Below are 20,791 nucleotides of genomic sequence, written 5' to 3' on the forward strand. Positions count from 1 at the left end.
GTCCCTCCACCGCCCCTCCCCACCGCGTCATCCCTGACTTGATCCGGGATCCATTCCACGCCGCCACACGTCCCTTCCTTGCGGACGGGGTCGGGGCCCCTTCGGGAGCTCTGCAAGCGAGCGCGTCCCCGGTCAAGCCGTGAGTAACGTTGGCTCCCGGAAGGCCTTGATCCATAAAGAAAAAAGGCGGCCCCCGATCGTGTCGGGAGTCGCCTTTCTCATGTTACGAGTGTGTGCCTGCGATTACGTTGCCAGCTCTCCGGCAATGGCCTTGGCGATGGTCGCGCGGGTTTCCGCAATGCCGTAGAGCGCCACGAAGGAGCCGAAGCGCGGGCCCTTTTCCTGGCCCAGCAGCAGCTGGTAAAGCGCGGAGAACCAAGCGACCGAGACGCCGGGGCCGCCGTCGGGGCTCTTCTTGGTCTGGTCCTGATAACGCTCGATCTTGCGGGCCACATCCAGAACCGCATCCTGGATCACGGCGCCATCCGCATCGCCCGGCAGGGCCGCCAGCGCGGCATCCAGATCCTTCAGTGCGGCAAGCTCGACCTCGTCCGCAGCCTTGAACTGCTTGTTCGGCTTGACGAAATCGTCGAAGTAGCGGATCGCGAAACCGACCAGCTGGTCCAGCTCCGGATGGGTTTCCGGCGTAACGCCCGCCGCCTGACGGGTGATGAAGGCCCACAGCACATCCTTGTTTTCCGCGTTGGAGGCGGACACCAGGTTGAGCAGCATGGCGAAGGACACCGGCATGTCCACGGTCGGAACATTGCCGGAATGGATGTGCCATACCGGGTTGTTCAGACGTGCGGCGGCATCCTGCCGGCCATAGGCGTTCAGATAGGCGTAATACTCGTCCACGGCCTTCGGGATCACGTCGAAGTAGAGCTTCTTCGCGGTCTTCGGCTTGTTGTACATGAAGAGCGCCAGGCTCTCGGTCGGGGCGTAGGTCAGCCATTCGTCGATGGTCAGGCCGTTGCCCTTGGACTTGGAGATCTTGGCGCCGTCATCGGCCAGGAACAGTTCATAGACGAAATGCTCCGGCGGGGTGCCGTCCAGCACTTCGCAGATCCGGTCATAGAGACCCATGTTGGGCCCATGGTCCTTGCCGAACATCTCGAAGTCGACGTTGAGCGCGGCCCAGCGGGCGCCGAAGTCCGGCTTCCACTGCAGCTTCACGTTTCCACCGGTGACCGGCACGGTGTATTCGGTTCCGTCCTCGTCGTCGAAGGTGATGGTGCCGGCTTCCGCATCCACCTTCTTCATCGGCACGTAGAGCACGCGGCCCGACTTGGGCGAGATCGGCAGGAACGGGCTGTAGGTCGCCTGGCGCTCTTCGCCGAGCGTCGGCAGCATCACGTCCATCAGCTCCTGGAACTTGGCCACAGCCTTGAGCAGGATCGCGTCCAGCTTGCCGGCCTTGTAATACTCGGACGCGCTGGCGAACTCGTAGGCGAAGCCGAACGTGTCGAGGAACCGGCGCAGCATGGCGTTGTTGTGATGGCCAAAGCTCTCGTAGTCGCCGCCGAAGGGGTTCGGCACGACGGTGAGCGGCATCTGCAGGTAGGGCTCGAGCGCCTTGCGGTCCGGCACGTTTTCCGGGATCTTGCGCATCCCGTCCATGTCGTCGGAGAAGCACAGCAGGCGCGTCGGGATCTTGTCTTCGGTCAGCAGGCGGAAGGCCGTGCGGACCATGGTGGTGCGGGCCACTTCGCCGAAGGTGCCGATGTGGGGCAGACCCGAAGGACCATAGCCGGTCTCGAAGAGCACCGGCTGCGACGGATCCCGCTTCTCGACCCGTTTGACCAGTTTTCGCGCTTCCTCGAAGGGCCAGGCCTTGGAAGTCCGGGCGGCCTCGACGAATTCGGGCGAAAGGTCAAGCGGTGGCAGGGATCGTTCGGTCATGATGGTCTGTTTCTAAGGTTGTTCTGTCTTTTGGGAATGGTGCGTTCCGCCTTCTGGCAGGGAAGCGATCCGGCCGGGCGAAAGCGCGGCGACACTAGAAAAGCCTTGGGCTTGCGTCAACGACGAACTCGAGAAACTCGCTTGAATGTAAACGGGTGAGGGCTTACCTCTCGAGGCGACTGAGGGGTCGGTGCGCCGGCCGAACCTGCGAGGAGGCATTGCACGCGGCATGAGCGAGACTATCAGCATCCAGGAAGCCCTGATCTACGTCATGGTCCTCACCTCGGCCTCCGACGGCCAGATGACCGACAGCGAACTCGCCGCCATCGGCGACATGGCCAAGACCCTTCCGGTCTTCGACGGCTTCGACCCGGCCGACGTGCTGCCCGCCGCCCAGCGTTGCGGCGAAAGGGTGCAGGGGGAAAACGGCCTGTCCGACCTTCTGGCGCTGATTGCCGATGTGCTGCCCGTTCGCCTCTACGACACGGCCTATGCGCTCGCGGTGGATGTTGCGGCGGCGGACATGGATGTGTCGCGCGAGGAACTGCGCGTGCTTCAGCTGCTGCGCGACCGCTTCGATCTCGACAAGCTCACCGTCGCGGCCATCGAGCGCGGTGCCCTTGCTCGCCACAAGCGCGCCTGAACGGGCCAGCAAGACGCGGTCAGGCGGGAGGACACCCTCACCGCCTCCGCCTCGGTCCCTTGCGCGGCCTGATCAGTTGATGATGTGAACTGCGTCCGGCAGGTCGAGGGAGAAGGCGGGGATGATCACGTCGAAGGACGAACCATCCTCCCGCTCCATCCGGTAGGTGCCCGACATGATGCCGGACGAGGTCTTCAGCGGGCAGCCGGAGGAATATTCGTAGGTGTCGCCGGGTTCGATCACCGGCTCCTCGCCGACGACGCCCGGGCCTTCGACCTCTTCCTTGCGTCCCAGTGCATCGACGATCGTCCAGTGCCGGCTCCGCAGCTGCACGGGCGTGTCCGTGTCATTGCGGATCTCGACCATATAGGCCCAGACATAGTGGCCCTGTTCCGGATCGCTCTCGTCATCCAGATAGAACGGTTCGACGGAAACGGCGATGCCCTGGGTGGTTGCGCGATACTGTCCTGACACGTGCTCGATTCTTCTCGATCTGGACTGACTGGGTCTCAGCGGCAGGCTTATAGGATCTTTGAGCGAAAGTTGAAAGCACCGGCCTTGCGTGAGCGGGACGGAATCTTGGAAAAAGAGCCTCTGCACCCGCGGCCACCGAGCCTTGGGCGGCCATGAACCCACCTGCCGGTGAGCACGCCCCTGGAGCCTGCCATGTTCGACGCCCGTTTGCGCCCTCTCATCGATCCGCCGCTGGCGCGACTGGCCACACCTCTCGTCCGGCGCGGCATCACCGCCACGCAGGTCACTCTGGCAGGCTTTGCGCTCGGCGCGCTCGCCTGTCTTGCCATCGCCCTCGGGGCCTTCTGGATCGGCCTGGTGCTGATAGCGCTCAACCGTCTGGCCGACGGTCTGGACGGCGCCATCGCCCGCCAGACGGAACGGACCGACCGGGGCGGCTATCTCGACATCGTGCTGGATTTCTTCTTCTACGGCGGTGTTCCGCTGGCCTTCGCGCTCGCCGATCCGGCGTCCAACGCGCTGGCGGGCTCTGTCCTGCTCGCCAGTTTCTATGCCAATGGCTCGGCCTTCCTTGCCTTCGCCATCATGGCGGAAAAGCGCGGGCTTTCGACCGACGCTCAGGGTCAGAAGTCGCTCTTCTATCTCACCGGCATCGCGGAAGGCGCCGAGACCATCGCGCTCTTCGGCCTCATGTGCGTGTTTCCCGCAGCATTCCCGGCGCTCGCCTGGGGCTTCGCCGCCGTGTGTTTCGTCTCGGCAGGCGCCCGCGCCGTCCTGAGCGCACGGCTGCTGTCGTGAGGGGCGCACCGGCCACCAGATATTTTGCCTGTCCGCCGTCATCCTAGGCCCTTTGCCGAGGATCCAGTCCCCCCGGCGCCGCATGCAGCTCACGGAAGCGAGCGCGGGTGATTACTGGCCCCCTGCCTGCGCAGGGGTGACGGAGGTGGGGTGGTCGGCACGCCTTGGATTCCGCGCGCCGTTGTCGTTGCCTCTCCGTCGTCATGCTCGAGCTGTCCCGAGCATCCAGTCTGCCAGGACAAGGTCAGGAGCATCGGCGCAGAAGCCGAGGATGCCGGACGCATTGCAAATTCACACCCGCACCATGCACCCGCACCAAGCACCCGCGTTGGACCCAACGTCCCTCGCGCACCGGGCGGGCGACATGAAAAAGCCCTCCCGCGCGAGGACAGGGGAGGGCTTTTCAGACAGGCTGGGGATGATCGGCGCGGATCAGATCGCCTTCAGCGCCGTTTCGATATCCTCGATCAGGTCCTGGGCGTCTTCCAGACCGACCGACAGGCGCAGAAGGCCGCCGGAAATGCCGAGTTCCGCCTGAGCTTCCGCGCCGATCGACTGGTGGGTCGTGGTCGCCGGATGGGTGATCAGGCTCTTGGCGTCACCCAGGTTGTTGGAAATCTTGATGATCTCCAGCGCGTTGAGGAAGCGGAAGGCGGCTTCCTTGCCGGCGGCGATCTCGAAGGCCAGCATGGTGGAGCCGCCGGTCATCTGGCGCTTGGCGATCTCGGCCTGCGGGTGATCGTCCCGGCCCGGATAGATCAGGCGCGACACGGCGGACTGGCCGGCCAGATGATCGGCGATCTTCGCGGCACTCGACGTTTGCTGGGCGACCCGCAGGGGCAGGGTCTCCAGGCCTTTCAGCAGCACCCAGGCGGAGAACGGGCTCATGTGCGGGCCGGTGTGCTTGACGAAGGGCATCACTTCTTCGGTGATCCACTTCTCGTCGGAGAGCACGACGCCACCCAGGCAGCGGCCCTGGCCGTCGATGTGCTTGGTGGCCGAATAGACCACCACATCGGCCCCGAGCTTCAGCGGAGACTGGAACATGGGCGTGGCAAAGACATTGTCGACGATGAGCCGCGCCCCGACCGAATGGGCGATCTCGGCGACAGCTGCAATGTCGATGATTTCCAGCGTCGGGTTGGTCGGGCTTTCGAGGAAGAGGGCGGTGGTGTTGGGCTTCACCGCGGCCTTCCACTGGTCGAGGTCCGTCCCGTCGACAAGGGTGCTTTCCACGCTGAAACGCGGCAGCAGGGTTTCGACGATGTAGCGGCAGGAGCCGAACAGCGCCTTGGCCGCCACCACGTGGTCTCCGGCCTTGACCGAGGACATGATGGCCAGATTGACGGCCGCCATGCCGGATGCGGTGGCGCGGGCGGCTTCCGCGCCCTCCAGCATCTTCATCCGGTCTTCGAACATGGCAACGGTCGGGTTGGCATAGCGCGAGTAGACGAAGCCCGGAGCCTCGCCGTTGAACCGGCGCTCGGCAAACTCGGCATCCTCGTAGACGAAGCCCTGGGTCAGATACAGGGTTTCGGAGGTCTCGCCGAACTGGGAACGGGTGGTGCCGCCGTGAACGAGCGTGGTGGCGGGGCGCCAGCTCTTGGTCTCGTTGGGATCGCGGGTGGTCATGGACGTCTACTCCAAAAGAAAAACCCGGCCGTGAGCCGGGGTCTTTTGGATCCCGGCCTGTTTAGCGACTTGTTTAACGTGGCTGCAAGCCGGCCGGCTCAAATGACCACGAGGTATGAGGCTGCATAGGCCAAAAGTTTACCCGGGTCAACGGTTGCACCGCAATAGCGGTTGGCGGGCTCCGCTCTTTGGGCTAATCACGGGTTAAGGGCGTGTGGCAATCACGCCAGAGGGACGTTTGGAGAGCCGGGGCACAACATGACAACGGACGTTTCGGGCATCTTGCCGGTTCAGGCCATTGAACGGATGTTTGCAGAGGGCTCGATCTTCGCCGCCGAAGCGCCCGTGACCGGGCAGATCCAGCCCGCCAGCCTCGACCTGCGTCTGGGGCACACGGCCTACCGGGTGCGCGCCAGCTTCCTGCCGGGCCCGGAAACGACGGTGCTCGAACGGCTGGAGAGCCTGAAGCTGCATACGGTCGATCTGGGCGCGGGTGCGGTTCTCGAGACGGGCTGCGTCTATATCGTCCCCCTGCAGGAGACCCTGGCGCTTCCCCGCGATGTCTCCGCCACGGCCAATCCCAAGAGCTCGACCGGCCGGCTCGACGTCTTCACCCGCGTGATCACCGACCACGGTCAGGCCTTCGACACCGTTCCGGCCGGCTATTCCGGGCCGCTTTATGCGGAAATCTCGCCGCTGACCTTCCCCATTCTCGTGCGCAGCGGGTCGCGTCTGAGCCAGATCCGCTTCCGCCGGGGCGACAGCCTGATCTCGGACCAGTTCCTGCAGATGGTGCACCGGGAGCACACGCTGGTCACCGGTGGCAACCAGCGCATCGGTGGTGGCGTGCAGCTGTCCATCGATCTGGAAGGCAAGGGCGAGGGATCGCTTGTCGGCTACCGCGCCAAGCACCATTCCGGTCTCATTGATGTGGACAAGCCCGGCGCGCAGGATCCCCTCGATTTCTGGGAGCCGCTGTACCGTCGCGGTGCTCCCGAGCTGATCCTCGACCCCAACGAATTCTACATCCTGGTCAGCCAGGAAGCCGTGCATGTGCCGCCGGATTATGCGGCGGAAATGGTGCCCTTCGACGCTCTGGTCGGCGAGTTCCGCGTGCATTACGCAGGCTTCTTCGATCCGGGCTTCGGCCATGCCCATGCCGGCGGCATCGGGTCGCGCGCCGTTCTGGAGGTCCGCTCCCACGACGTGCCCTTCATTCTGGAGCACGGCCAGACGGTCGGCCGCCTCGTCTATGAAAAGATGGCCGAACGGCCCCGCACCCTCTACGGCGAGGGCATCGGCTCCAACTATCAGGGCCAGGCCCTGAAGCTCTCCAAGCATTTCAGGATGTGATGGCGTCTCGAACGATCATCACCCGCGAATTCGAAGGCTTTCTGGAGGACCGGAAGTCTCGGTTCCTTGCTTTCCTGATGCCCCTCGAGCGCTTTGACGATCGCATGACGGAGCTTCGAGCCGAGCATCGCAAGGCCTGTCATTTCGTCAATGCCTTCCGGAGGCTGCATGACGATGGCCGCATCGAGGAAATCGGCAAGGACGATGGCGAACCCTCGGGCACCTCGGGCATGCCGACCCTCAAGGTCCTTGCCGGCGCGGGTTTGGTCAATGCTGGCGTGATCGTCGTGCGCTATTTCGGCGGCACGAAGCTGGGGGGCGGCGGGCTGGCTCGAGCCTATTCGGGCGCTGCTGCGGATGCCATCCAGAACGCGGAGCTGCTTCCTTTCGTGAAACTCGGGTCCCGGCGGGTGTCCGCCAGCTTTTCGCGCACGGCAGAGCTGGAGCGGGACGTCGGTCTCGCCCCCGTCACGATCGTCGACCGGGCCTTTGATGCCGGTGGCGTGACCCTGACCCTTGAGGGCCCGGAGGATGATCTCGCTCGCCTGTCGGAGAGCTGGCCCGCGCGCATGTAGCTGCGTTCGCGCTCAGTTCGGGCTGGGATCAGGCATCTAAGGCTCGCGAACCGGGGCAAGCAGACCCGGGAGCAGCTCCAGATCCGAAAGGCCGCCTGACGGTGACGCTGAGGCCGAGGAGGCTTCCGCCTCCGGGCCTCGCAGCGGCACGTAGGTCGCGCCGGCTTCGCCCGTGTCTGCGCCATCAAGCGGGGTCCAGCTGCGCCTCCATTGACCGGCTGCCGCCAGACGTGCCTGCTCCGCCAGCTCGGCGAAATCCTCCGGGGCCTCGTCGGCAGGCAGGGCCCAGCCATGGCGCACCAGCCAGCGGCCAAGGTCCAGATCCCCGCGCTTGCAGCTTGCCAGAACCTCTCTCGGACCAAGATCCTCAAGCCGGTGACAGGTCAGCGCATAGATCCGCACCACGGCTCGCAAGGCCGTCCGGGCACGGGCGCCACAGGGCCAGGAGGATCCTTCGTCCGTCGGGCATGTTGCCTCAGGCGCCAGCGGGCTCACATGGGCGAGCCTCAGGGTAAGCCCGTTGCCGCTCAGAATGCCGGCGCTCACCACTTGCGGACGGCGAAGGACGATCAGCGGTCCCTTTTCCACTTCCGGGTCCGGCTTGGGTTGTTCCAGAACCGGAAGCCTGGCTTCGACGCGAACAAGGGGAGCGGTGATCTGGGGAGTGGCGATGCCTTCGGGGGCAACGTTGCGCAGGGTGTCGGGCAGGGGAACCTTTGCGAGTGCTCCGTCAGGCCTCTCGCTACCTGACCAACTCTCTCTGGCAGGAGACGGCACCACGGGCTCGCGCACTGTGGCCGGGGCAACCGGGGCCTCAGGGGGCGGCGCAAGCTTGAGCCAGGCCACGAGGCCGCCGAATCCTGCGATCAGAACGAGGGGAAGGACCAGTCCACGAGAACTCATTGCGCCTGTCGCCGCCTCATCCCGGCAGATCCTTGCGATGGGGGGAGGGCATGGCCCGTATCTCCTGGTCCGACCGGTTGCGGAGGCTCACTGGGTCGCCCAGACGATCCGGCCGATCCAGTCCACTTCGTCATGGGCAAGGCGCATGCGTGCCGAAGCACCGCTCAGCGCCTTGAAAACATACGCGCTCCGGGTGCGTTGCTCCAGACATAACAGGGTCAGCTGGCTGTTCTTCGGTTTCACCACCACCCGGTCGCCGGTGCGCACCGGCGTGTCCCGGCTGATGACGACGATGTCGCCGTGGCGGTAGACCGGCATCAGGGCGTCGCCCTCCACGCTCAGGGCGAAGAGCGTGTGCGTGGCTGGTTCAGGCAGGTCGAGGGGTTCCCAGTTCGGGCCCGCGGGCAGCCCGTCCGGATCGAACTCGGCCGTTGTCTCGACGCCGAAGGTGCTGTGGGGAATGCCCGAAAAGCTCTCGGGCCGCAGTGCGGGTGCCGGGGCATCCGGGTCGAGGCCTGCCACGAAGCGCGAGACCGGCTCGCCCGTTGCCTCGAGGATCTTGGACAGGGATTCGGTCGAGGGCCAGCGGGGGCGCCCGTCGCCTGCGATCCGTTTCGAGGGATTGAACGTCGTCGGGTCGAGACCGGCCCGCTTGGCGAGGCCGGACGGCGTCAGCCCGTGACGCTTTGCCAGCGCATCAATGGCGGCCCAGACCTGGGTATGGGACAGCATGGTTGATCTCCGCTCCCGCTTCCTGAACAGGAATATATCCCTCGATCCGAGCTTAGTGATGCTTGCCGACCATCGTCAAAGCCTTAAATCCCCTGAAAATCCGCAGCGTCCCGGGCCACCGGCCGATGCGGTGACTTGAGCCGGCGCGCTGCCGGCGCTAGGGTCCGCCGGCTTTGACCGGGCAGGCTGCCCGAGTGACGGACGGCGAGGGAAACGGCCATGCGCGTGATTTACAAGATCCTGTCTGAAACCCTGTGGCAGGAAGCCCTTGCCGCAGGATCCTTTGCGGGGGCACCGGTGGACCTTGCCGACGGCTACATCCACTTCTCCGATGCCTCCCAGGTACATGTCACGGCGTCCAAGCATTTCGCCGGTCAGGATGATCTCCTGCTGGTCGCGCTGGATGCGGATACGCTGGGGCCGGACCTCAAGTGGGAGCCGTCCCGCGGCGGGGCGCTCTTCCCCCACCTCTATGGGGCGCTGGACCCAGCGCTCGCCCTGTGGGTCAAGCCCTTGCCCATGGCTGCCGATGGCAACCACCAGTTTCCGGAGCTGGATCAATGATGAAATCCCTGTTCAACGGCCTGGCGCTTGGCCTTCTGCACCAGATGGACGCGGAAAAGGCCCATGTCGTGACGATCAAGGCCCTGAAGGCGGGACTGGGTGGACGGGCCTGCCGCAAGACCGATCCGCGCCTGGCAAGCCGCCTGTGGGATCTCGACTTCCCCAATCCCCTCGGCATGGCCGCCGGCTTCGACAAGAACGGCGAGGTGCCGGACGCGCTTCTGGCGCTGGGCTTCGGTCACACGGAAGTCGGCTCCGTCACCCCGCGCGCGCAGCCGGGAAACCCCAAGCCGCGTGTCTTCCGTCTGCCGGCCGATGAGGGCGTGATCAACCGCTACGGCTTCAACAACGAGGGCCACGCCGCCCTGCGCCAGCGCCTCGAGCGCCGGGCGAGAGCGCGCGGCATCGTCGGCGTGAACGTCGGCGCCAACAAGGACGCGACCGATCGCGTCGCCGATTATGTGGCGGGCATCGAGGCCTTTGCCGATCTCGCCAGCTATTTCACCGTCAACATTTCCTCGCCCAACACGCCGGGCCTGCGCAACCTTCAGGCCCGCGCCGCCCTGGCCGAGCTTCTCGGCGCGGTCATGGCCGCCCGTGATGCGCGCACGCAGAGCCTCGGACGTCAGGTGCCGGTGCTTCTCAAGATCGCTCCGGATGTCCTGGAAGAGGAACTGGCCGAAATCGTCGAGGAGGTGCTCGCTCACAAGGTGGACGGCCTGATCGTCTCCAACACCACCCTGTCCCGCGAGGGGCTGTCGCCGGATCCGGTGGCCGGGGAGGCGGGAGGCCTGTCCGGGCGCCCGCTCTTCCGCCGGTCCACCATCATGTTGGCCAAGGCACGACGTCTCGCCGGGCCGGAGCTCCCGATCATCGGCGTGGGCGGCATCGACAGCGCGGAAGCCGCCTGGACCAAGATCACGGCCGGTGCGGACCTGCTGCAGCTCTATTCTGCGCTCACCTACAAGGGCCCCGCGCTCGTGAGCGAAATCCTCGCCGGCCTGACCGAGCGGCTCGACCGCTATGGCATGTCGAGCCTTGCCGAAGCCCGCGACAGCAATGTGGTGCCCTGGTCGGATCTGGATCCGACTGAATAGAAGAACTCCGGATCTTGGTCCGACACACTCAAGTGCCCGGATCCTGATCCGTGGCGCTCATGCCGGGGCGAAGGCTTCGTCCCGGCGCCTGCCGCACAGGGCGAGCAGGGTCAGTCCGCGCACGCCCAAGAAGATCTCCAGCGACAGCCAGAGCCCGTGATTGCCGAGCGGCGGGAAGAGCGTCGCGAAGGCCAGCAGATAGACCGCCAGGGACACCAGCATCATGTTGCGCATCTCCCGCGACCAGGTCGCGCCGATGAACACCCCATCCATCTGGAAGGCCAGAACCCCGCACAAGGGGGTGACGGCGGCCCAGGGCAGGTAGGTATAGGCGAGCGCACGCACTCCGGCGGAGACGGTCATCATGTCGATCAGCGCCGGACCGAAGAGCCCGTAGAAGCCGGCCAGAAGGGCGGCGAGCACGAAGCTCCACAGCGAGGTCAGCCGCACGGCCCGGTCGAACGCCGGACGATAGCGGGCGCCGATGGCCCGCCCCGCCAGCTGCTCGGCTGCCGTTGCCAGTCCATCCAGGAAATAGCCGCCCACCAGGAAGAACTTCTCCAGGATCGCATTGGCGGCGAGGATCCCGTCCCCCTGAGAGGCCGACTGCCGGGTGAAGAAGGCGAAGGCGAAGAGCAGACTGAAGGACCGGATCATGATGTCCCGGTTGACGCCCATCATCCGCCGGAAGGCGGTCGCATCGAGGAGTTCGGCGCGCGAGGGCCAGCGCCCGCCGCGCCCGATCCAGGCGACCGTGCCAAGACCGGCCACACAGGCGACGAGCTCGCTGAGGACGGTCGCCCAGGCTGCACCTTCCACCGACCAGCCGAGCCCGACCACGAAGGCGATCGACAGGGCGACATTGCAGCCGTTGAGCAGGGTCTGGAGCGCCAGGCCTGTGCCGGCGCGCCCCAGGCCCAGAACCCAGCCGAGAATGGCGTAATTGGCCAGCATCAGCGGCGACGACAGGATGCGGATCTCGAAATAGCGCCGGGCGGCGGCGGTGACCTCGGCACTGCCGCCGATGAGGCGAAGCCCCGGTTCCAGAAACAGCGGGTGCAGGGCCAGAACCGCCAGACCGGCAAGGGCTGCCAACATCAGGGCGCGCAACAGGGTGGCCCTTAGTTCCCGGTCGTCGTCAGCACCCAGCGCCTGCGCCGTCAGGCCCGTGGTGCCCGAGCGCAGGAAGTTGAAGGTGGTGAAGACCAGATCGAACAGGATGCTCGCAACCGCGATCCCACCCAGAAGCGCTGCATCTCCCAGCCGTCCGATGACGGCCGTGTCGACCACGCCGAGAATGGGCGTCGACAGATAGGCCAGCGTCATGGGCACGGCGACCTTGAGGATGCCGCGATGGGTGACGGCAAAGGCACGCACCTGGGGCGAAGCGGAGGGGGAAATTGTCACGGAAACCTCGGAAGACCGGAGAAGACCGGCGATGAGCAGGCCGGATCTTCGTAGGCGCGCCGCAAGGGGCGGTCAAGCCGTGACGTCCGCCGCCTGCATCGACCGTTATTCAGCGGAGGAAGGAGGGGCATGGGTTCTCGATCCCCCTTTCCCCGACTGGCGGCAAGCCTATAACGGTTTCTCATGACCTTGCCGATCGTTCATCACCCCGCCTATTGCGCCACGTTGCCCGAGGGACATCGCTTTCCGATGGACAAGTTCCGGGCGCTCGCCGCCCGGCTCGTGGGGGAGGGGCTGGTCGCGGCCGGTGGCTTCGTCAAGCCGCGCCCGGCCCCCTTCGAATGGCTCGCTCTCGCCCATGACCCGGCCTATGTGGATGCGGTGATCGGGTGCAAGGTGCCAGCAGCCATTGCCCGGGAGATCGGCTTTCCCATCAAGGAGGATGTGTCCCTGCGTGCCCGCTGTGCGACGGGGGGCACGGTCCTGACCGGCTATCTTGCGCTCAACCATGGGCTAGCCGCCAACACCGCGGGCGGCAGCCATCACGCCCGCCGCCGGCAGGGAGCAGGCTTCTGCGTCTTCAACGATGTGGCCGTCGCGATCCGCGTGATGCAGGCGGATGGTGTCATCGGGCGCGCCCTCGTGGTTGATCTGGATGTGCACCAGGGCGATGGCACGGCGGAGATCTTTTCCGGTGATCCGAGCGTGGTGACGCTCTCGCTTCATGCCCGGCGCAACTATCCGGTGCGCAAGGTGCCCTCGACGCTGGATCTGGATCTGGAGGATGGCCTGGAGGACGAGGCCTATCTGGACGCGCTCGCCTTGGCGCTGGAGCGGGTTCTCGAGATGGGCCCCTTCGACATTACTTTCTACAATGCCGGGGTCGACCCCTGGGAGGGCGACCGGCTGGGCAGGCTTTCCCTCTCCCGGGAAGGTCTGGCGCGGCGGGACCGGCTGGTGATCTCGCGCCTGCGCGCGGCGGGGCTGCCGGTCGCCGGCGTCCTGGGTGGCGGATATTCCACCGACATGGACGAACTCTCCGACCGGCATGCCACCCTCCATCGGGTCATGCACGCCCTGTCTGCAACAGAAAGGCCGGGTGCATCGGGTGGGGTCGGCGCACCCGGCGCCGACCGCCAGGCGGTCTGACCGACTAGCGTCGACCGGAGGACAGCACGCGGCTGACCAGCCAGATCGGCACCACGATCACCGCACCCATGACCAGATAGCGGCCCATGGAAAAGATCGCGTCGAAGCCCATGTTCCAGAGCCGGGCCAGGAATCGCTGTGCCGCTTCGACAAGGCTCCACGGGTCCAGGTTGAGCGCGGAGAGGATCACCCCCACCACGAAGGAGAGGAAGAGCAGGCGCAAGGCGACCTGGCCGGGGGAACCGCCAAGGAAGCGGGTGAGGGAATCGCGCGTCATGTCGCTCTCGATCAGATGGAACGGAATAGTCTTCACTTAAGGTTGAGGGCGGCCGGACGCAAGCAGTGGGGTCACGACATTTTCGACAGGGCCGGGAGTCTGAGATGTGCCGTGAGGTGACATTGGCGCAATCCGATAAAGATTTGGGGGCTTCTGCCAATTACACTGCGGCGGCAAACCTGTATTCAACGCAGCGGAAAGAGGGCGTTGCGCGCGAAGCGACCAAAGGATGTCCGGTCACACGGATGCCCCTCGCAAGTCCCAAGAAAAGAAACAGCTGCATCTGCCCCATCGATCAAGCTGTTCAGCTCTGCGAGGAACCCTGACAGGTCCAGCCTGAGAGGTCCCTCTTTCAAACCTCGGTTGCCTGCTGTCTGTGGCGGACAGGCAGGGAAAACCGGGGAGAAACGTGCATGTGTCCGGCCGTCCCCTCACAGGCCGAAGGCACAGCCGATGCAAGCGGCTCGTCCGCATTGCCCTCGATATGGCGCGGTGTCCACCTTCCGGTTGGCACCGCGCCTTTTTTGTGGGTCTCGCTTCACCCGCGGCGCGTTTGCGCAGACCCGTCGGGCGTCTCGTCCAGCGCCTGCCGCCGCAACTCCCGTGGCGCCACCCCGAACCAGTTCTTCACGGCGCGGGAGAAGGTCGACAGGTTGGAAAATCCAAGCAGATAGGCGATCTCCTTGATCGGGCGTCGCGTGTCGAGCAGATAGCTCTCCGCCGTCGTGCGCCGCACATCCTCCAGCACCTCCCGGAAGCTCGTTCCGGCCTGACCAAGTAGCCTCTGCAGGGTGCGCGGAGACAGGCCGAGGGACGAGGCGACCGTGTCGATCGTCAGATCCCCTTGTTCCATACCGGAGGCGATGGTCGCGGCGATCTGGGCGACCGGATCGCTGGGGGCATTGATGTCCTGCATTAGTCGGTTGGCGGCGATCTCGATCAGCCGCAGCAGGTTGCGGTCCGCATGGGGATTGGGTTGCTCGGCCAGCGCATAGGGAACGCGGATGCGGTTTTCGGGAGCCTCGAAGGTCACGCCGCCGCGAAAATGGCCTAGATCGACCTCGTGTCCAGCCTCCGCAGGGTCGAGAGCGGCGATTTCCATCTGGACGCTCCGGCTTTCGTCTCCCAGCAGATGGCCGAGACGGCCGGCGATCAGGCCCATCATGGCGAAGCTCGCCTGACTGTTGGCGCCGAACCGGTTGGGAACGCTCAGCACCAGATAGAAATGGGAGGAGGTCGGATGCAGGCTCAGCCCGATGCCCCGGCTGCACAGCGGTGCGTAATGGGCCCAGTTGAAGAGCGCTGAGCGGGTGTCGGGTGCATAAAGCGCGAGATAGTCCATCAGGTCGCCCGCCCCCAGGGGCAGGCGCGCAAAGCCATTAAGCAGGAGCGTTGGATCCCCCGCCGTGCGGGCCACATCGTTGAAGACGGCAAAGGCCTGACGCAAGCCGATCCGGCGGTCCGGCGCGCTGAGTGCCCGGGTGGAGACATTCTGACGGTGAAGGATGGCGGACCAGTTCAGGCCTGCCGACGTGGCAAGGGCTCCCGCATTGATCAGGAAGGTGCTGACAACCCACTCGGTTCCAGCGTCGGTCGACATGATCTCCCTTCCGCAAGCCTTAGCTGGAAGCACCCCGTGGGAAGCACCCCGTGGGACGTGGATCCGGCCTCGAGTGAAGATATGAGCCTCTTGAACGTGGGATGAGGATATGCGGCAGGGGAGTTGGATGCAAATGGTAAATGGTTGAAAACCCTGCGTGAGATTTCTCCGAAAGGCGCGATGAGGGAAAATGTGGCTGCCACCTGTCCGTTGGGGCTGGAGGCCTTGTCCCCCGGCCCGGGCAGGTCAGGACACGGTGCCTGAAGCCTTGCGCAACTCCCGGGGCGGCTTGCCGAACCAGCCCCTTGCACTGCGGGAGAAGGTACTGACCTGCGCGAAGCCCAGAAGATAGGCGATTTCCTTGAGCGAGAGTTCGGTTTCCGACAGATAGCGCAAGGCATTGGCCTTGCGGACCTCCTCGATCAGATCGCGGAAACTCGTCTGTTGGGCGGCCAGATTGCGCTGCAGGCTGCGGGGAGAAATTCCCAGATCCTGGGCCACCTCGCCCACGGTGCAGGAGCCGCTGGCGAGCAGCCGCGAGATGCTGGCAGCAACCTCGTAGGTCTGGGCATTCGACCGCTCAAGCTGGACGATCTCGTCAAGTGCGGCCTTGTTCACCAGGGCATAGAGGCTGGTGTCGGTGCGCTTCGGCACATGCTGCAGGAGATCCTCCCGGATCATCAGCATGTCTGCGTCCTGGCCAAAGCGGATCCGGTTGCCGTAGCGCTGCAGGAAGGCGCTGTCTCCGGAAGGTGGGTCTCCGACCAGATCCAGCAAGATGGGGGCAGGCCGGGCATCAAGCGCCAGCTCCACCCGGCCGGCCGCCCAGGCGATACGGGCATACATGTTCTGGCGCGGCTGGCCATAATCGGCGAGAGAGGGCCAGATCAGCCGGCCCCATCCGTCGGCGACCTCGAAATGATAATGCAGGGCGCTCATGCGCACGGAGATCAACCGCTCCCAGGCTTGAAAGCTCAGCCGCAGACTGGGGGCGCAGAGAAACAGGTAATCGAACACCGACAGGTCGCCTGGCGCCAGAGAACTGTAGATGTCGAAGAGGGCGGCATCATTGCCCAGTGCCCTGGCGGCCAGCTCGAAACCTTCGAAAAACTGTTCCAGCGGGAGGGTCGCCAGGGGATCCGTCAGGCTTTCCGGGTCCAGGCCCAGGGGCGCAAAGATCTTCTCCCAGTTCAGCGACTGGCTCTCGCGAGCATTGAGAAGAATGCCGAGTGCGTCAACCCGCGCCCAGCCTTGGATCTTGGTCATGATGCCGGATCCGGATTGTTGCGACGCCGACCAGGGTCAGGATCGCGCGGAGAAGTCGGAGCCTGACAAGTTTAACGATCAAAGGTTGACGAAGACAAGACCTTCGTGCCGTCACTCGGCACGAATATGGCAAGGGATCGCGGTCCGGCCTGCCACACGCACAGACAAAAAACTCCGCCCCGGGACGAGCCCGGAGCGGAGCGGGAGGAAAGCCTTCAGGGAAGGCTTTTCAGATCCCCGGGCGGTTTGAGGAGGAGAACCCGGGGATCTTGGGAGAAGGATCAGGCAGCTTCGCTGTCTGCATCCTGAACGGCGGCGGAAGCCTTCGGCGGGAACTTGCCGTAGAAGCTTTCGTTGGTCTTGGCCATCTCGCGCAGCAGCTTGTTCGGCTTGAAGCGCGGGCCCCACTTCTTGGTGAACTTCTTGCAGAGTTCCACGAAGGCGGTGGTGCCCATGGTGTCGATGTAGGACAGAGTGCCACCGGTGTAGGGGGCAAAGCCGAAGCCCAGGATCGAGCCGACGTCGGCTTCGCGCACGTCCGTCAGGCAGTTTTCCTCGAAGATGCGGGCGGTTTCGAGCGCCTGCATCACCAGAAGGCGCTGCTTGAGTTCCTCGATCTGGAAGCTGTCGGCAGACTTCGGCTGACCGACCACATCCGGGATCCCCGGCCACAGGCTCTTGTCCTTGCCCTTGTAGTCGTAGAAGCCCTTGCCGTTCTTGCGGCCGAAGCGTTCCTGCTTGACCACCATCTTTTCAAGGATGTTGTCGAGCGGGCCTTCCACATACTTCACGCCGAGATCCTTGCGGGTCGCGGACACGATCTTCCAGGCCAGGTCGAGTGCCACTTCATCACCGAGCGACAGGGGACCAACCGGCATGCCGGCCATCTTGCCTGCGTTCTCGACCATCGCTGCCGGCACGCCGTCGGCCAGCATCATCAGGCCTTCGCGGATGTAGGTCATCACCACGCGCGAGGTGTAGAAGCCGCGCGAGTCGTTGACGACGATCGGGGTCTTCTTGATGGCCTTGATGTAGTCCAGCGCCATGGCGAGCGCCCGGTCGGAGGTCTTCTTGCCGACGATCACTTCCACCAGCATCATCTTGTCGACGGGCGAGAAGAAGTGGATGCCGACGAAGTTCTTCGGACGGGAAGACGCCTGGGCGAGCGAGGTGATCGGCAGGGTCGAGGTGTTGGAGGCGTAGATGGCGCGCGGCTTCATCACGGCTTCCGCCTGTTCGGTCACCTGACGCTTGATCTCGCGGTCCTCGAACACGGCCTCGATCACCAGGTCGCAGTCACCCAGTTCCGCATAGTCGGTGGTGGCGGTGATCTTCTCCAGCAGCTTGGCCTTGTCCTCTTCCGTGGACTTGCCGCGCTTGATGGCCTTGTCCAGCAGATCGGCGGAATGGGCCTTGCCCTTGTCGGCCGCAGCCTGCTCCCGGTCGATCAGCACCACCTGGATGCCGGCCTTTGCCGAGACATAGGCAATGCCTGCGCCCATGAAGCCCGCACCCAGAACGCCGATCTTCTTGATCTTGTTCGGGCGCTGGTCGGCCGGACGGCGGGCCAGCTTGTTCAGCTCCTGCATGGAGACGAACAGGGAGCGGATCATGTTGCCGGCTTCGGGGCTCTGCAGAACCTTGGCGAAGTAGCGGCTTTCCACCTGGAGAGCCAGATCCATCGGCAGCTGGAGGCCTTCCACCACGGCGTGCAGCATGTAGCGCGGGCCGGGGTAGTTGTCATAGGTCTCGCGGCGGTAGATGGCATTGGCGGCCGGCCAGAACTGGAAGCCCGCCGGGGAATAGACGTTGCCGTTCGGCAGCTTGAAGCCCTTCTTGTCCCACGGCTTGACCGCGTCGACAGCACCGGACTTCAGCAGCTTCTTGGCGGTCTCGACCAGCTTCTTCGGCGCGGCGACATCGTCCACCAGCCTCATCTTGACGGCCTTGGCGGCGTCCAGGGTGCGGCCCTGCAGCAGGAACTGCATGCCTTCCTGACCGTCGCACATGCGCATGACGCGCTGGGTGCCGCCAGCGCCCGGGAACAGGCCGACTTTGGTTTCCGGCAGGGCGATCTTCAGGCTGCCGTCATTGGAGGCCAGGCGGTAGTGGCAGGCGAGCGCCAGCTCGGTGCCACCGCCCATGCAGGCGCCGGTGAGGGTCGCCACGAAGGGCTTGCCGCAGGTTTCCAGCTTCCGGTAGATCAGCGACAGCTTGCGCGAGCCGTCGAACAGGGCCTTGGCAGCGGCTTCCGGATCGGAGCTGCGGCTCTTCTGGAAGTCCTTGAGCAGGCCCTCCAGCATGGTCAGATCGGCGCCGCCGGAGAAGGCGGACTTGCCGGAGGTGATGACCGCGCCCTTGATGGCGTCATCGGCCACGACCTGATCAACGATCTTGTCCAGGTCTTCCATGACCGACAGGTCGATCACGTTCATGGACTTGCCCGGCATGTCCCAGGTGATGGTGGCGATGCCGTCAGCGTCGGTTTCGATTTGGAAGTTCTTGTAGGTCATTTTTCGTGTCTCCTCCGCTGCTCGCTCAGACCCGTTCGATGATGGTGGCGGTGCCCATGCCCGCACCGATGCACAGGGTGACCAGCGCGGTGTTGAGGTCACGGCGTTCCAGTTCGTCGAGAACGGTGCCCAGGATCATGGCACCGGTGGCGCCCAGCGGGTGGCCGAGCGCGATGGCTCCGCCGTTGACGTTGACGGTCTGCGGATCCAGGTCGAAGGCCTGCTGGTAGCGCAGCACCACGGAAGCGAAGGCTTCGTTGATCTCGATGAGATCGATGTCCTTCATTTCCATGCGGGCGTTCTTCAGCAGCTTCTCGGTCACGTCGACCGGGCCGGTCAGCATCAGGGCCGGCTCGGAGCCGATGTTGGCGAAGGCCTTGATGCGGGCACGCGGCTTCAGGCCTGCGGCTTTGCCGGCCTGGCGGGATCCGATCAGCACGGCGGCTGCGCCGTCGACGATGCCCGACGAGTTGCCGGCATGGTGCACGTGGGTGATGGTTTCCAGTTCCGGATGGGCCTGGATGGCAACACCGTCAAAGCCGCCCATGGCGCCCATCATGGCGAACGACGGGTTCAGGGAGGCCAGGGACTGCATGTCCGTTTCCGGGCGCATGTGCTCGTCGCGGTCCAGAATGGTGATGCCGCTGATGTCCTTGACCGGAACAACGGAGTTCTTGAAGCGGCCATCAGCCCAGGACTTGGCGGCACGTTTCTGGCTTTCCACTGCATAGGCGTCGCACATGTCGCGGGTGAAGCCGTACTTCGTCGCGATCAGGTCGGCGGACACGCCCTGCGGCATGAAATAGGCGGGAAGCGCAACCTGCGGCTCGATCGGCCATGCGCCGCCCGATGCACCCAGACCGACGCGGCTCATGCTTTCCACGCCGCCTGCGATCACCAGCTTGTGCTGGCCGGCCATCACCTGGGCCGAGGCGGTATTCACCGCGTCGAGGCCCGAGGCGCAGAAACGGTTGATCTGCATGCCCGGAACGGAGGTGTTGTAGCCGGCGGCAAAGACGGCGGAACGGGCGATGTCGCTGCCGGCTTCGCCGACCGGGTCCACGCAGCCCAGGATCACGTCATCGACGAGGCCGGTGTCCAGACCGTTGCGGTCACGGATGGCTTCCAGGGCCGTGGCGGCCAGGCGAACGCTCGGCACTTCGTGCAGGGAGCCGTCCTTCTTGCCGCGACCGCGCGGGGTCCGGACGTGATCATAGATAAAGGCTTCAGGCATTTGTGTCTCCTCCAGTTGTTCGGATGCTCATGCGGCCGGCAGCGGATGCCCGGGCATGAGGTCGTACGGGTGGCGCCAGCCGGGAAGCGCCTTCAGGCGGTCCAGCCAGCGGACAATGTGGGGATAGCGGTTGAGTTCGATGCCGATCTCGTCGGGCCAGAACAGGTAACCGCACAGGGACAGGTCGGCGATCGTCGGCGTCTCGCCGACGACGAAGCTCCGGCCGTCCAGATGGGCATCGAGCACGGCCAGTGCGGCGCGGGCCCGGCCCTCGAGCCATTTCGTCACCTCTGTCTCGCCGCTCTTCATGATGAAGCGCAGGAAACGCAGGGTGGCGATGTAGCTCGTCAGCTTGTGATTGTCGAAGAGGACCCAGCGCAGGATCTCGCGCCGGTCGTCGTCATTGGTCCAGCCGAAGGTGCCGAGACGCTCGACCAGATAGTCGAGGATGACACCCGACTGGCTGAGCTTGCGGCCGGCATGGTCGAGAACCGGGATCTCGCCCATCTCGTTGACGTCGGCGCGGAACTCGGGGGTCCGCGTCGCGCCGTTGAAGAAATCGACCCACTGCGGCGTCCAGTCGGCACCGGAAAGCTCCAGCATCAGGGCTACCTTGTAGGCGTTCCCGGACTGGGCGAAGCAATGCAGTGTGTACTCGCTCATGGGTCGGAA

Annotated in this window: 19 protein-coding genes and 1 riboswitch; of the genes, 7 read left to right on the top strand and 12 right to left on the bottom strand. The window is 65.0% G+C overall.

Features of this window, described 5'->3' with window-relative positions; translation table 11 throughout:
* Nucleotides 1-243: 243 nt before the first annotated feature.
* The gene (locus tag FR728_RS02670) at nucleotides 244-1,902 is read right to left on the bottom strand and encodes a lysine--tRNA ligase (protein ID WP_149891093.1); all 1,659 of its coding nucleotides are present in this window, start codon (nucleotides 1,900-1,902) and stop codon (nucleotides 244-246) included.
* A gap of 229 nt (nucleotides 1,903-2,131) precedes the next feature.
* Between FR728_RS02670 and FR728_RS02675 the strand changes: the two genes are divergently transcribed.
* The gene (locus FR728_RS02675; RefSeq protein WP_149891094.1) at nucleotides 2,132-2,545 is read left to right on the top strand and encodes a tellurite resistance TerB family protein; all 414 of its coding nucleotides are present in this window, start codon (nucleotides 2,132-2,134) and stop codon (nucleotides 2,543-2,545) included.
* 72 nt (nucleotides 2,546-2,617) lie between these two features.
* On the opposite strand, the gene apaG is transcribed toward FR728_RS02675, so the two are convergent.
* A complete protein-coding gene (gene apaG / locus FR728_RS02680; RefSeq protein WP_149891095.1) occupies nucleotides 2,618-3,019 on the bottom strand; it encodes a Co2+/Mg2+ efflux protein ApaG in 402 nt (133 codons plus the stop codon).
* 192 nt (nucleotides 3,020-3,211) lie between these two features.
* Here apaG and FR728_RS02685 point away from each other — a divergent pair, with 192 nt between their 5' ends.
* A complete protein-coding gene (locus FR728_RS02685) occupies nucleotides 3,212-3,817 on the top strand; it encodes a CDP-alcohol phosphatidyltransferase family protein (RefSeq protein WP_149891096.1) in 606 nt (201 codons plus the stop codon).
* A gap of 432 nt (nucleotides 3,818-4,249) precedes the next feature.
* On the opposite strand, the gene FR728_RS02690 is transcribed toward FR728_RS02685, so the two are convergent.
* Nucleotides 4,250-5,449 carry an O-succinylhomoserine sulfhydrylase gene (locus FR728_RS02690; RefSeq protein ID WP_149891097.1) on the bottom strand — a complete coding sequence of 400 codons (1,200 nt, stop codon included), beginning with the start codon at nucleotides 5,447-5,449 and terminating at the stop codon, nucleotides 4,250-4,252.
* A 40-nt stretch (nucleotides 5,450-5,489) separates the two neighbouring features.
* Nucleotides 5,490-5,569, bottom strand: a riboswitch (SAM riboswitch).
* A 138-nt stretch (nucleotides 5,570-5,707) separates the two neighbouring features.
* Between FR728_RS02690 and FR728_RS02695 the strand changes: the two genes are divergently transcribed.
* Together FR728_RS02695 and FR728_RS02700 are read left to right on the top strand one after the other, a co-directional pair.
* Nucleotides 5,708-6,802 (top strand): 2'-deoxycytidine 5'-triphosphate deaminase, encoded by a 1,095-nt coding sequence (locus tag FR728_RS02695; RefSeq protein ID WP_149891098.1) that lies wholly within the window; start codon nucleotides 5,708-5,710, stop codon nucleotides 6,800-6,802.
* Nucleotides 6,802-7,377 carry a YigZ family protein gene (locus tag FR728_RS02700; RefSeq protein WP_149891099.1) on the top strand — a complete coding sequence of 192 codons (576 nt, stop codon included), beginning with the start codon at nucleotides 6,802-6,804 and terminating at the stop codon, nucleotides 7,375-7,377. The genes FR728_RS02695 and FR728_RS02700 overlap by 1 nt, the downstream gene beginning before the upstream one ends.
* A gap of 36 nt (nucleotides 7,378-7,413) precedes the next feature.
* Here the strand turns inward: FR728_RS02700 and FR728_RS02705 are convergent, their stop codons facing one another.
* On the bottom strand, nucleotides 7,414-8,280 hold the full coding sequence (locus tag FR728_RS02705; RefSeq protein ID WP_149891100.1) for a thermonuclease family protein: 867 nt from the start codon (nucleotides 8,278-8,280) through the stop codon (nucleotides 7,414-7,416).
* Nucleotides 8,281-8,367: 87 nt separating this feature from the next.
* Nucleotides 8,368-9,012, bottom strand: coding sequence for a S24 family peptidase (locus FR728_RS02710; protein ID WP_149891101.1), 645 nt, complete (start codon nucleotides 9,010-9,012; stop codon nucleotides 8,368-8,370).
* Nucleotides 9,013-9,231: 219 nt separating this feature from the next.
* On the opposite strand from FR728_RS02710, the gene FR728_RS02715 reads away from it, so the two are divergent.
* Complete coding sequence (locus tag FR728_RS02715) at nucleotides 9,232-9,576, top strand: DUF952 domain-containing protein (RefSeq protein WP_149891102.1); 345 nt, start codon at nucleotides 9,232-9,234, stop codon at nucleotides 9,574-9,576.
* Nucleotides 9,576-10,673, top strand: coding sequence for a quinone-dependent dihydroorotate dehydrogenase (locus tag FR728_RS02720; protein ID WP_188318827.1), 1,098 nt, complete (start codon nucleotides 9,576-9,578; stop codon nucleotides 10,671-10,673). The genes FR728_RS02715 and FR728_RS02720 overlap by 1 nt, the downstream gene beginning before the upstream one ends.
* 57 nt (nucleotides 10,674-10,730) lie before the next feature.
* Here the strand turns inward: FR728_RS02720 and FR728_RS02725 are convergent, their stop codons facing one another.
* On the bottom strand, nucleotides 10,731-12,080 hold the full coding sequence (locus FR728_RS02725; RefSeq protein ID WP_244304359.1) for an MATE family efflux transporter: 1,350 nt from the start codon (nucleotides 12,078-12,080) through the stop codon (nucleotides 10,731-10,733).
* A 183-nt stretch (nucleotides 12,081-12,263) separates the two neighbouring features.
* Between FR728_RS02725 and FR728_RS02730 the strand changes: the two genes are divergently transcribed.
* Nucleotides 12,264-13,229, top strand: coding sequence for a histone deacetylase family protein (locus tag FR728_RS02730; protein WP_149891104.1), 966 nt, complete (start codon nucleotides 12,264-12,266; stop codon nucleotides 13,227-13,229).
* Between the two features lie 4 nt (nucleotides 13,230-13,233).
* Here FR728_RS02730 and FR728_RS02735 read toward each other — a convergent pair whose 3' ends face one another.
* The 6 genes from FR728_RS02735 to FR728_RS02760 form a co-directional block, all read right to left on the bottom strand.
* The gene (locus FR728_RS02735; RefSeq protein ID WP_149891105.1) at nucleotides 13,234-13,506 is read right to left on the bottom strand and encodes a DUF6460 domain-containing protein; all 273 of its coding nucleotides are present in this window, start codon (nucleotides 13,504-13,506) and stop codon (nucleotides 13,234-13,236) included.
* 538 nt (nucleotides 13,507-14,044) lie between these two features.
* On the bottom strand, nucleotides 14,045-15,106 hold the full coding sequence (locus tag FR728_RS02740) for a helix-turn-helix transcriptional regulator (RefSeq protein WP_149891106.1): 1,062 nt from the start codon (nucleotides 15,104-15,106) through the stop codon (nucleotides 14,045-14,047).
* Nucleotides 15,107-15,352: 246 nt separating this feature from the next.
* The gene (locus FR728_RS02745) at nucleotides 15,353-16,372 is read right to left on the bottom strand and encodes a helix-turn-helix transcriptional regulator (RefSeq protein WP_149891107.1); all 1,020 of its coding nucleotides are present in this window, start codon (nucleotides 16,370-16,372) and stop codon (nucleotides 15,353-15,355) included.
* 281 nt (nucleotides 16,373-16,653) lie between these two features.
* The gene (locus FR728_RS02750; protein WP_149891108.1) at nucleotides 16,654-18,885 is read right to left on the bottom strand and encodes a 3-hydroxyacyl-CoA dehydrogenase NAD-binding domain-containing protein; all 2,232 of its coding nucleotides are present in this window, start codon (nucleotides 18,883-18,885) and stop codon (nucleotides 16,654-16,656) included.
* Nucleotides 18,886-18,910: 25 nt separating this feature from the next.
* Nucleotides 18,911-20,119 carry an acetyl-CoA C-acetyltransferase gene (locus FR728_RS02755; protein ID WP_149891109.1) on the bottom strand — a complete coding sequence of 403 codons (1,209 nt, stop codon included), beginning with the start codon at nucleotides 20,117-20,119 and terminating at the stop codon, nucleotides 18,911-18,913.
* 27 nt (nucleotides 20,120-20,146) lie between these two features.
* Nucleotides 20,147-20,782 carry a glutathione S-transferase family protein gene (locus FR728_RS02760; RefSeq protein ID WP_149891110.1) on the bottom strand — a complete coding sequence of 212 codons (636 nt, stop codon included), beginning with the start codon at nucleotides 20,780-20,782 and terminating at the stop codon, nucleotides 20,147-20,149.
* Nucleotides 20,783-20,791 lie beyond the last annotated feature (9 nt).

Source organism: Roseibium aestuarii (genome assembly GCF_008477545.1).
GTDB classification, from domain to species: domain Bacteria; phylum Pseudomonadota; class Alphaproteobacteria; order Rhizobiales; family Stappiaceae; genus Roseibium; species Roseibium aestuarii.

Excerpts from the sequence above, each read along its gene's own strand:
- FR728_RS02735 (WP_149891105.1), bottom strand. The coding sequence starts at position 13,506 with ATGACGCGCGATTCCCTCACCCGCTTCCTTGGCGGTTCCCCCGGCCAG.
- FR728_RS02675 (WP_149891094.1), top strand. The coding sequence starts at position 2,132 with ATGAGCGAGACTATCAGCATCCAGGAAGCCCTGATCTACGTCATGGTC.
- FR728_RS02690 (WP_149891097.1), bottom strand. The coding sequence starts at position 5,449 with ATGACCACCCGCGATCCCAACGAGACCAAGAGCTGGCGCCCCGCCACC.
- FR728_RS02670 (WP_149891093.1), bottom strand. The coding sequence starts at position 1,902 with ATGACCGAACGATCCCTGCCACCGCTTGACCTTTCGCCCGAATTCGTC.
- FR728_RS02700 (WP_149891099.1), top strand. The coding sequence starts at position 6,802 with ATGGCGTCTCGAACGATCATCACCCGCGAATTCGAAGGCTTTCTGGAG.
- FR728_RS02750 (WP_149891108.1), bottom strand. The coding sequence starts at position 18,885 with ATGACCTACAAGAACTTCCAAATCGAAACCGACGCTGACGGCATCGCC.
- FR728_RS02720 (WP_188318827.1), top strand. The coding sequence starts at position 9,576 with ATGAAATCCCTGTTCAACGGCCTGGCGCTTGGCCTTCTGCACCAGATG.
- FR728_RS02715 (WP_149891102.1), top strand. The coding sequence starts at position 9,232 with ATGCGCGTGATTTACAAGATCCTGTCTGAAACCCTGTGGCAGGAAGCC.
- FR728_RS02740 (WP_149891106.1), bottom strand. The coding sequence starts at position 15,106 with ATGTCGACCGACGCTGGAACCGAGTGGGTTGTCAGCACCTTCCTGATC.
- FR728_RS02755 (WP_149891109.1), bottom strand. The coding sequence starts at position 20,119 with ATGCCTGAAGCCTTTATCTATGATCACGTCCGGACCCCGCGCGGTCGC.
- FR728_RS02710 (WP_149891101.1), bottom strand. The coding sequence starts at position 9,012 with ATGCTGTCCCATACCCAGGTCTGGGCCGCCATTGATGCGCTGGCAAAG.
- FR728_RS02760 (WP_149891110.1), bottom strand. The coding sequence starts at position 20,782 with ATGAGCGAGTACACACTGCATTGCTTCGCCCAGTCCGGGAACGCCTAC.
- FR728_RS02695 (WP_149891098.1), top strand. The coding sequence starts at position 5,708 with ATGACAACGGACGTTTCGGGCATCTTGCCGGTTCAGGCCATTGAACGG.
- FR728_RS02685 (WP_149891096.1), top strand. The coding sequence starts at position 3,212 with ATGTTCGACGCCCGTTTGCGCCCTCTCATCGATCCGCCGCTGGCGCGA.
- FR728_RS02730 (WP_149891104.1), top strand. The coding sequence starts at position 12,264 with ATGACCTTGCCGATCGTTCATCACCCCGCCTATTGCGCCACGTTGCCC.
- FR728_RS02705 (WP_149891100.1), bottom strand. The coding sequence starts at position 8,280 with ATGAGTTCTCGTGGACTGGTCCTTCCCCTCGTTCTGATCGCAGGATTC.
- FR728_RS02745 (WP_149891107.1), bottom strand. The coding sequence starts at position 16,372 with ATGACCAAGATCCAAGGCTGGGCGCGGGTTGACGCACTCGGCATTCTT.